6 protein-coding genes are annotated in these 7,814 nt (G+C 62.0%); 4 read left to right on the plus strand and 2 right to left on the minus strand.

Annotation, left to right across the window (positions count from 1 at the left end; genetic code table 11):
- From ACIQ42_RS12840 to ACIQ42_RS12850, 3 genes are all read left to right on the plus strand, one after another.
- Positions 1 to 836 (plus strand): 4Fe-4S dicluster domain-containing protein (locus ACIQ42_RS12840; protein WP_397422589.1); only part of this gene is annotated, 836 nt, incomplete at its 5' end.
- Between the two features lie 3 nt (positions 837 to 839).
- Positions 840 to 1,712: a hypothetical protein gene (locus ACIQ42_RS12845; protein WP_397422590.1), complete on the plus strand. Its 873-nt coding sequence runs from the start codon at positions 840 to 842 to the stop codon at positions 1,710 to 1,712.
- A 1-nt stretch (position 1,713) separates the two neighbouring features.
- Positions 1,714 to 3,591, plus strand: coding sequence for a cytochrome c3 family protein (locus ACIQ42_RS12850; protein ID WP_397422592.1), 1,878 nt, complete (start codon positions 1,714 to 1,716; stop codon positions 3,589 to 3,591).
- Between the two features lie 46 nt (positions 3,592 to 3,637).
- On the opposite strand, the gene ACIQ42_RS12855 is transcribed toward ACIQ42_RS12850, so the two are convergent.
- Together ACIQ42_RS12855 and gdhA are read right to left on the minus strand one after the other, a co-directional pair.
- On the minus strand, positions 3,638 to 4,540 hold the full coding sequence (locus ACIQ42_RS12855; RefSeq protein WP_397422594.1) for a phosphotransferase family protein: 903 nt from the start codon (positions 4,538 to 4,540) through the stop codon (positions 3,638 to 3,640).
- A gap of 152 nt (positions 4,541 to 4,692) precedes the next feature.
- Positions 4,693 to 6,051, minus strand: coding sequence for an NADP-specific glutamate dehydrogenase (gene gdhA / locus ACIQ42_RS12860; RefSeq protein WP_397422595.1), 1,359 nt, complete (start codon positions 6,049 to 6,051; stop codon positions 4,693 to 4,695).
- A 178-nt stretch (positions 6,052 to 6,229) separates the two neighbouring features.
- Between gdhA and ACIQ42_RS12865 the strand changes: the two genes are divergently transcribed.
- Positions 6,230 to 7,814 (plus strand): acetolactate synthase large subunit (locus tag ACIQ42_RS12865; RefSeq protein ID WP_397422596.1); only part of this gene is annotated, 1,585 nt, incomplete at its 3' end.

Consider the following 7,814-nt stretch of genomic DNA (forward strand, 5'->3'; position numbering starts at 1 on the left):
CTGCGGGATCCTACTCCGGGGAAATGGCGATGATCGAACGGACTCCCCGTTCGACGACCGTCAAGGCTGCTATCCGGTCCACGGTGGTGAAACTGCCGGCTGAACCGTTCCGCGAACTCCTCAAGCGCAAACCCGAACTCGACAAGCGCTTGCGCGACGAGATGAAAGCCCGACGCGAGATCAACGCCTTTGTCGAGAGCCAGCAGGACAAGTTCGCCGGCGCCGTCGACATGTACTCCTCCGTGGCCAATTTCCTGATCAAGCAGGGAATCGGAGAAGCCACCGACGTGCTGCTGATCGACGAAAGCCTCTGCATCGGATGTGACAACTGCGAGAAAGCCTGCGCCGACAGCCATGACGGACTATCCCGCCTGAACCGGGAAGCCGGAACGACCTTCGCCAATATCCATGTCCCCACGTCGTGCCGGCATTGCGAACACCCTCACTGCATGAGCGATTGTCCGCCCAACGCGATCCGGCGCGGACCGGACGGCGAGGTTTTCATCTCCGACGCCTGCATCGGCTGCGGGAACTGTCAGCGCGCCTGTCCCTATGGCGTGATCCAGATGGACAAGCCGCCGCCGCCAAAGCCAAGCCTGCTGAAGTGGATGCTGTTCGGCATGGGTCCGGGGCCTGGCCAGCCTGACTACGCCTGGCGGAAAAAAGCTGCCGCCAAGCAAAGTAGCGAGTCTCCGAAGCTCGCGATCAAGTGCGACATGTGTTCCGGAAAATCCGGCGGTCCGGCGTGCGTACGCGCCTGTCCGACGGGGGCGGCGATCCGGGTCTCACCCGACGCCTTCCTTTCGGTAACGCGGATTGAAAGGAGCGCGGGCTAGGCCGTGACTCAAACCGGGGTACAGTCAGGCCGCGTTCGCCAACGGACCCACGAAGGGTTCCTGCGGCACAAGGGCTTCCGCTGGGCGATTGTCGCTACCGGACTCTGCGTGGCTTCGATCGGCGTCTACTTCTTCGCCGCCCAAGGCCTTATGGAACCTCCCAGCGGTGGAAGCTGGCTGGGATACATTCTGGGAACTATGAGTGCGGGCCTGATCGTCTGGCTGGCCTGCCTCGGTGTCCGCAAGCGCGCGGTGAGCGATGGCTACTATTCCCTCAAGGCCTGGGTTTCTGCGCATGTCTATCTGGGCCTCTCCCTTACGGTGCTGGCCACGTTGCACACCGGATTCCAGTTCGGGTGGAACGTTCACACCCTCGCCTATGCCCTGATGATGCTGGTGATCGCCTCGGGCGGGTTCGGCATCTGGGCCTATACGGTGATGCCGCATCGATTGAGCGCTAACCGGGGTGAAATCACTCGACGGCAAATGCTGGACACCCTCGAGAGTCTGGACGCCCAACTTCAGGAAGCCGCCCAACCCCTCGACCGCGCCGGGGCAGCCATCGTGCGCCATTGCGTCGAGGACACACAGATCGGCGGTGCATTCTGGCAACGCCTGAGCGGGGACTATGGCGATTGCGCCACCAAGCAGTCCCTTGATCGGATCCGGACCCTGTCGCGCACCGGCGCTTCGGGCGAGGTTCTGGTCAAGATCGAGGAACTGATGCAGCAAAAGGCGGACGCTCTAGCTCTGGCGCGGCGTCAGATACGGATCACGGGCCTTCTGGAAGTCTGGCTGTTCGTGCACATCCCTGCCACTTTCGCCCTGCTGGCGGCGCTGATCGCGCACATCGTCAGCGTCTTTGCTTATTGGTGATATGTCGCAGGAATTTCACCTCAAGCTGATCACTCAGCGCGCTGCCGGCGGCGATCCGATCATCCGTGAGCGCCGCTTGGCGGGACCGGAACTCTCCATCGGCCGGGCGCCCGAGAGCGATATCCATCTGCCGGATCTGGCCGTCGACCTGCATCATGCCAAAGTCCGGTTCTCCGGGTCCGGCCGCGTTGTCCTGGAAAGCGTGGCTGACGCAGGCTTTGAGCTGAACGGGCGCTCGACGAAGCGGGTCGAGTTCAATCTGTCCGGCGATCCCGTGGCGGCATTTGGCGCGTATCGGCTGGCCTTTGCGGCGGGCGACGATGGCGCGGCGGTGATTACCGTCACACGCGAGGAACATGAGGACCATCCGAACCCGAGCATCTTCTCATTGAAGGCGCCGGTGTTTGGTCGCCGGAACATGGCCTGGGCGTTGGGAGTCAGCATCGTTCTGCTGTCTCTGATTGTGCCGCTGGTGGCGTCTGGCTGGTTGTCCCAGGTCAAGATCCATCCGGACCAGCAATGGTCGTCCGGCCCCCTCTCCAAAGCCCACGCCTTCCTCGAGACCGATTGCAAGGCTTGTCACGTCAAGGCGTTCGTGGCGGTTCAGGACGAAACTTGCCTCAGTTGTCACAAGGCCGGGCCAGATGCAGCGACGCAGGCCGCCACTCTGGATCGATCACGCTCCGGCGGCAGTCCCTTTGAACCCCTGCTGATCGCCGAGCACGCTTCCCAAGACAAGCTGCGGCGAGCCGCACCGCTGCCCGACGCCATCGGCCCTAAGGTTGGCGCCCTCATCCAGCGCGCAGTCAATCACCCGACGGATCGCTGCGCGAGCTGCCACATCGAGCACACCAAGCCAGACGCGAAGTTAGAGACCAACGTCAAGGCGCCCCTGGCCGACAAGCCGACCCTTGTGGTCGTACAGGACTGCGAGAGCTGTCACAGCCAGCTCAAGATGCGGTTGGGCAAGACCGAATTGATCGATACTCCCGACTGGGGTCGCCATCCGGCCTTCCGACCCTTGATCATGACCTCGGCTGCCGGTCCAAAGCCGACGTTCCAACGTCTTGAACTCAAGGGCCTGCCCATGGAGCGCAATGGGCTGATTTTCCCGCACAAGATGCACCTCGACCCTCTGGGCGGGGTTGCACGTCAGGCCATCGTGCTGGGCAAGGCCAATGGTTACGGTGCTGCGCTCCAGTGCGCCTCCTGTCACGCGCCCGACCCTTCCGGAAAAGGTTTCCGTCCGATCGAGATGGAGAAGGATTGTGCAAGCTGCCACTCCCTCGCCTTCGCCCGTGACACGAACGGTCAGTTGAAGTCCCTACCGCACGGTGAATTGCAGAAGGTTGTGGACACCCTGGCCGGGCGACCGCCAGCAGCCACAGGCGGGACGGACCGACAGCGCCCGGGCACGATCCGTCCGGCTGTGTTCACCGCGACCGGCGCCGGCGCATGGCGTGCGACCTTCTCCAAGGGCGGTGCCTGTTACGATTGCCACACGATCACCTGGGCCGGCGATACGGTGCAGATGGCGCCTGTGAAGCTGACCCAGCGCTACATGCCGCGTGGAGCCTTTGACCACAGCGTGCCGGAGCACGGCGGTCCAGGGCCATCCAAGGCCGGCGGCTATGAATGCGTCGACTGCCACAAGGCTACCGTTTCGGAACGCAGCGCGGATGTGCTGATCCCCGACGTCGCCAAATGCGCCAACTGCCACGGCAAGACGGAGGCCCAGACAAAGGCTGCCGACGACGCCGACTGCACCACCTGTCACAGCTTCCATGCGCCGGGGAAGGCCACTCCGCCGGCCGGACATCCGCCGCTTGAGACGCTGAAGTGGACGCAGGCGGTCACACGTCGGACCTCCGGCGGCTAGAGCACGACAGCTTGAAGTGGATACCGGTTCAAGCGCCCGTCGTGCTCTAAACATTTGATAGCGAGCCTGGCAGCCCAATGCCGAGGATCGCGGCGGCCTCACGAATCTGGTGGAGCGCCATTTGCCTCATATGGGCCTCCCGCGATAGCTCGAGTCCCCATCCGCCCATGTAATGCTGGGCGGCGGACGCCACGTAGACCTGCCAAAGGGCCAACCTCTGCGGGTCTATTTCCGCGTGGCGGCGATAGCTCGCCAGAAACCGATCGATCTGCAAATCATCAAACAGGTAGCGCAGTTCAAGCACCGCACAGGCCACGTCCGATAACGGGTCTCCAAAGGCGGCATCCTCCCAATCCAGAATGGCCGCGATCCGCCCGGCTTTCCAGATCAGGTTTTGGGGCCAGAAGTCGCCGTGCAGCAGCACCGGCACGCCCTTGTAGGCGCTGTTTTCCAGAGACTCACAGTAGTCGCGCAGAGGTCGCCATTCCTCGCCGACCGGCAAAAACTCCGTCAGCTGCTGCAATGGGTCGAGACGATCGGGGAGCTGCGGCAGCGTCGTTTTCGGGACTTTATGGATTGCCGCCAGCGCCTCCGCCATCAAGGCAATGCGCGGCCCAGCCATGTCCAGCGGTATATCCGACGCGCCGTCGACGAACGCCATCAAGACGTAGGTTGCATCAACGTGGTGTCGGCTGTCATCGAAACAGAACGGGCGTGGCGTCGGAATGCCGATGTTGTGCAGCGACGTCAGGAGGGCATACTCCCGCGCCGACTCCAGACCTGACTTGCCCATGGCCCGCAGTACGACCGATTGGTCTGCGCCGTCCGCCAGAGAGAGGTCAGCTCGATAGACCTCGGCGGAAACTCCGCCCTTCAGCTTCTCGACGCTGCGCAGCCTGGCATCTGGAAAACGCTCGGCAATGACCCTTGCGATCTGGTCGGTTCGCATAGATTGGGATTACCCGCCGCAATATCGCTGGTCGACAGGCCTGCCAGACCCGCCGACGCCAGTCATAGGAGCACGAGTTTCTGGCGTCGACCAGACAGGCGAGCGCCGCTCCGATGCGGGAGAGGCGCTCACGCCTGAAAGCCCGCTCGCCTCTATACCACGCCGAAGGCCAGCATGGCGTCGGCCACCTTCTTGAAGCCCGCGATGTTGGCGCCGCGGACATAGTCGGTGACCCTCGATCCCGGTCGACCGCCGTACTCCACGCATGAGGCGTGGATACCGGCCATGATATCTTCCAGAAGGCGCTGCAACTCGTCTTCCTTCCAGGAGATCCGCGCCGAGTTCTGGCTCATCTCGAGGCCGGAGACCGACACGCCGCCTGCATTGGCCGCCTTGCCGGGCGCAAACAGGATCTGCGCATCCTTGAACACGTGGACGCCTTCCAGCGTCGTCGGCATGTTGGCGCCCTCGGAAACCGCAATGCAGCCGTTCTGAACCAGCAGGCGCGCATCGTCACCCGTCAGCTCGTTCTGGGTGGCGCAGGGTAGAGCCAGATCGCAGGGCACACCCCATGGGGTCTTGCCCGAGACGAATTCGGAACCCTTGAACTCCTTGGCATACTCGGAAATGCGGCCGCGGCGCTTGTTCTTGAGGTCCTTGACCCAGTTGACCTTCTCTTCAGAGATGCCCGCCGGGTCATAGATGTAGCCTTCGGAATCCGACAGCGTCAGAACCTTGCCGCCCAGTTGGTTGATCTTTTCCGCAGCGTGAGTCGCCACGTTGCCTGAACCCGAGATCACGGCATTCTTGCCTTCGACCCCATCCTTCTGGGTCGCCAGCATGTTGCGCAGGAAATAGACCGCGCCGTACCCGGTGGCCTCCGTCCGGATCAGGCTGCCGCCGTACTCCAGGCCCTTGCCCGTCAGCACGCCGGTGAACTCGTTGGTCAAGCGCTTGTACTGGCCAAACATGTAGCCGATCTCGCGACCACCGACCCCGATGTCGCCGGCTGGGACGTCAATGTCGGCGCCGATGTAACGATAGAGCTCGTTCATGAACGACTGGCAGAAGCGCATCACTTCATTGTCGGACTTTCCCTTGGGATTGAAGTTGGCGCCGCCCTTTCCGCCGCCCATGGGCAGGCCCGTGAGAGCGTTCTTGAAGGTCTGCTCGAAGGCCAGGAACTTCAGTACGCTTTCCGTGACGGATGGATGGAAGCGGATACCGCCCTTGTAGGGGCCGATGGAATTGTTGTTCTGGACCCGCCAGCCACGCTGGACACGAATATTGCCGTTGTCATCTTCCCAGCAGACCCGGAAGCTGATCACCCGATCCGGCTCGGCGATCCGGCGCAGGATCTGGTACTTGTGGTATTGTTCCTTGTCCTGGATGTAGTCGTAGATGTCTTCCGCGACTTCCTGAACCGCCTGAGCGAACTCCGGCTGCCCAGGATTGCGACGCCTCACCCCCTCGATGAATGTCGCCAGATCAACGTGATCACTTACCGCCATGAAGCCCCCCATGATTTGCGGCGCCCCACGGTCGCCGCCTGTTGGTTCCGGTCTGAGAAACTACGGAATCCGCCATGAGTTAAGACCAAAACACATCTGAATGTCCAAGCCTGCTTTAAGGCACTTCACAAGTCGTCGGAATTTGCGACAACTCATAAGCTGTGATGGGGGCATACACATGACCAAAGCGTCTGATCTTTTCGTGCAGTGTCTGGAAGAGGAAGGCGTGCTGCACGTCTTCGGTGTTCCCGGTGAAGAGAATCTGGATTTTCTCGACAGCCTTTCAAGATCTACAAAAATTCAGCTCATCCTGACGCGGCACGAGCAAGGCGCCGGATTCATGGCCGCCACCTATGGCCGCCACACCGGCAAGGCCGGGGTCTGCGTGGCCACCCTGGGCCCGGGCGCCACCAACTTCGTCACAGCCGCCGCTTACGCACAGCTGGGCGGAATGCCAATGATGATGCTGACCGGCCAGAAGCCGATCAAGAAATCCAAACAGGGTCGGTTCCAGATCCTCGATGTGGTCGACATGATGAAGCCGATCACGAAGTACACGCACCAACTGGCCTCAGCCGATAACATCCCTTCGAAGGTTCGCGAGGCCTTCCGCCTGGCGCAGGAGGAAAAGCCCGGGGCGGTGCATATCGAGTTTCCCGAGGACATCGCCGACGAGCACACCGACGAAAAGCCGATGGTAAAGAGCAATGCTCGCCGCCCGGTCGCCGACGAAAAATCTATCCGTGCCGCCGCCAAGCGTATTGAGCAGGCGAAATCCCCCATTCTGGTGATCGGCGCGGGCGCCAACCGCGCGATGACCAGCCGGATGCTCACCCAATTCATCGAGAAGACCGGGATCCCGTTCGTTTCCACCCAACTGGGCAAAGGCGTGGTCGACGAGACCAGCGGCAAGTTCATGGGCTGCGCGGCGCTGTCTGCTGGCGATTTCGTCCACCGGGCGATCGGCTCCGCGGACCTGATCATCAACGTCGGCCACGACGTGATCGAGAAGCCGCCGTTTTTCATGCAGCCGGGCGGCACGGAGGTGATTCACATCAATTTCCGATCAGCCGAGGTCGATCCGGTCTATTTCCCGCAGTACGAAGTGATCGGCGATATCGGCAACGCGATCTGGCAGATCAAGGAAGACATTCTGCCCCAGGCAGGCTGGGACTTCTCGGCCATGTTCAAGGCGCGCGCCGCCGAGGTGGAGCATACCGCCAAGTCGGTGGGCGACATGCGCTTCCCCATCTATCCGCAGTATCTGGTGCAGAAGATTCGCGACGCGATGCCGGACAACGGCATCATCTGCCTGGACAACGGCGTCTACAAAATCTGGTTTGCGCGAAACTATCCCGCTCGCATGGCCAATACCGTGTTGCTGGACAATGCCCTGGCCACGATGGGCGCCGGCCTGCCGTCGGCCATGGCCTCTTCCATGGTCTACCCAGAGCGCAAGGTCATGGCGATCTGCGGCGACGGCGGCTTCATGATGAACAGTCAGGAGATGGAGACGGCCGTCCGCCTGAAACTCAACATCACCGTCCTCATCCTCAACGACAACAGCTACGGCATGATCCGCTGGAAGCAGGCCAACATGGGCTTCAAGGACTGGGGGCTGACCTACGGCAACCCGGACTTCGTGAAGTACGCGGAATCCTACGGCGCCAATGGCTACCGGGTGTCGAGTGCGGCCGAGCTGCCGGAGCTGATACAGAAGTGCCTCAATACGCCCGGCGTTAACCTGATCGACTGCCCTGTGG

The sequence above is a fragment of the Phenylobacterium sp. genome (assembly GCF_044372605.1).
Taxonomy (GTDB): domain Bacteria; phylum Pseudomonadota; class Alphaproteobacteria; order Caulobacterales; family Caulobacteraceae; genus Phenylobacterium.

Coding starts and splice junctions, on each gene's coding strand:
- ACIQ42_RS12850 (WP_397422592.1), top strand. CDS start 1,714: ATGTCGCAGGAATTTCACCTCAAGCTGATCACTCAGCGCGCTGCCGGC.
- ACIQ42_RS12855 (WP_397422594.1), bottom strand. CDS start 4,540: ATGCGAACCGACCAGATCGCAAGGGTCATTGCCGAGCGTTTTCCAGAT.
- gdhA (WP_397422595.1), bottom strand. CDS start 6,051: ATGGCGGTAAGTGATCACGTTGATCTGGCGACATTCATCGAGGGGGTG.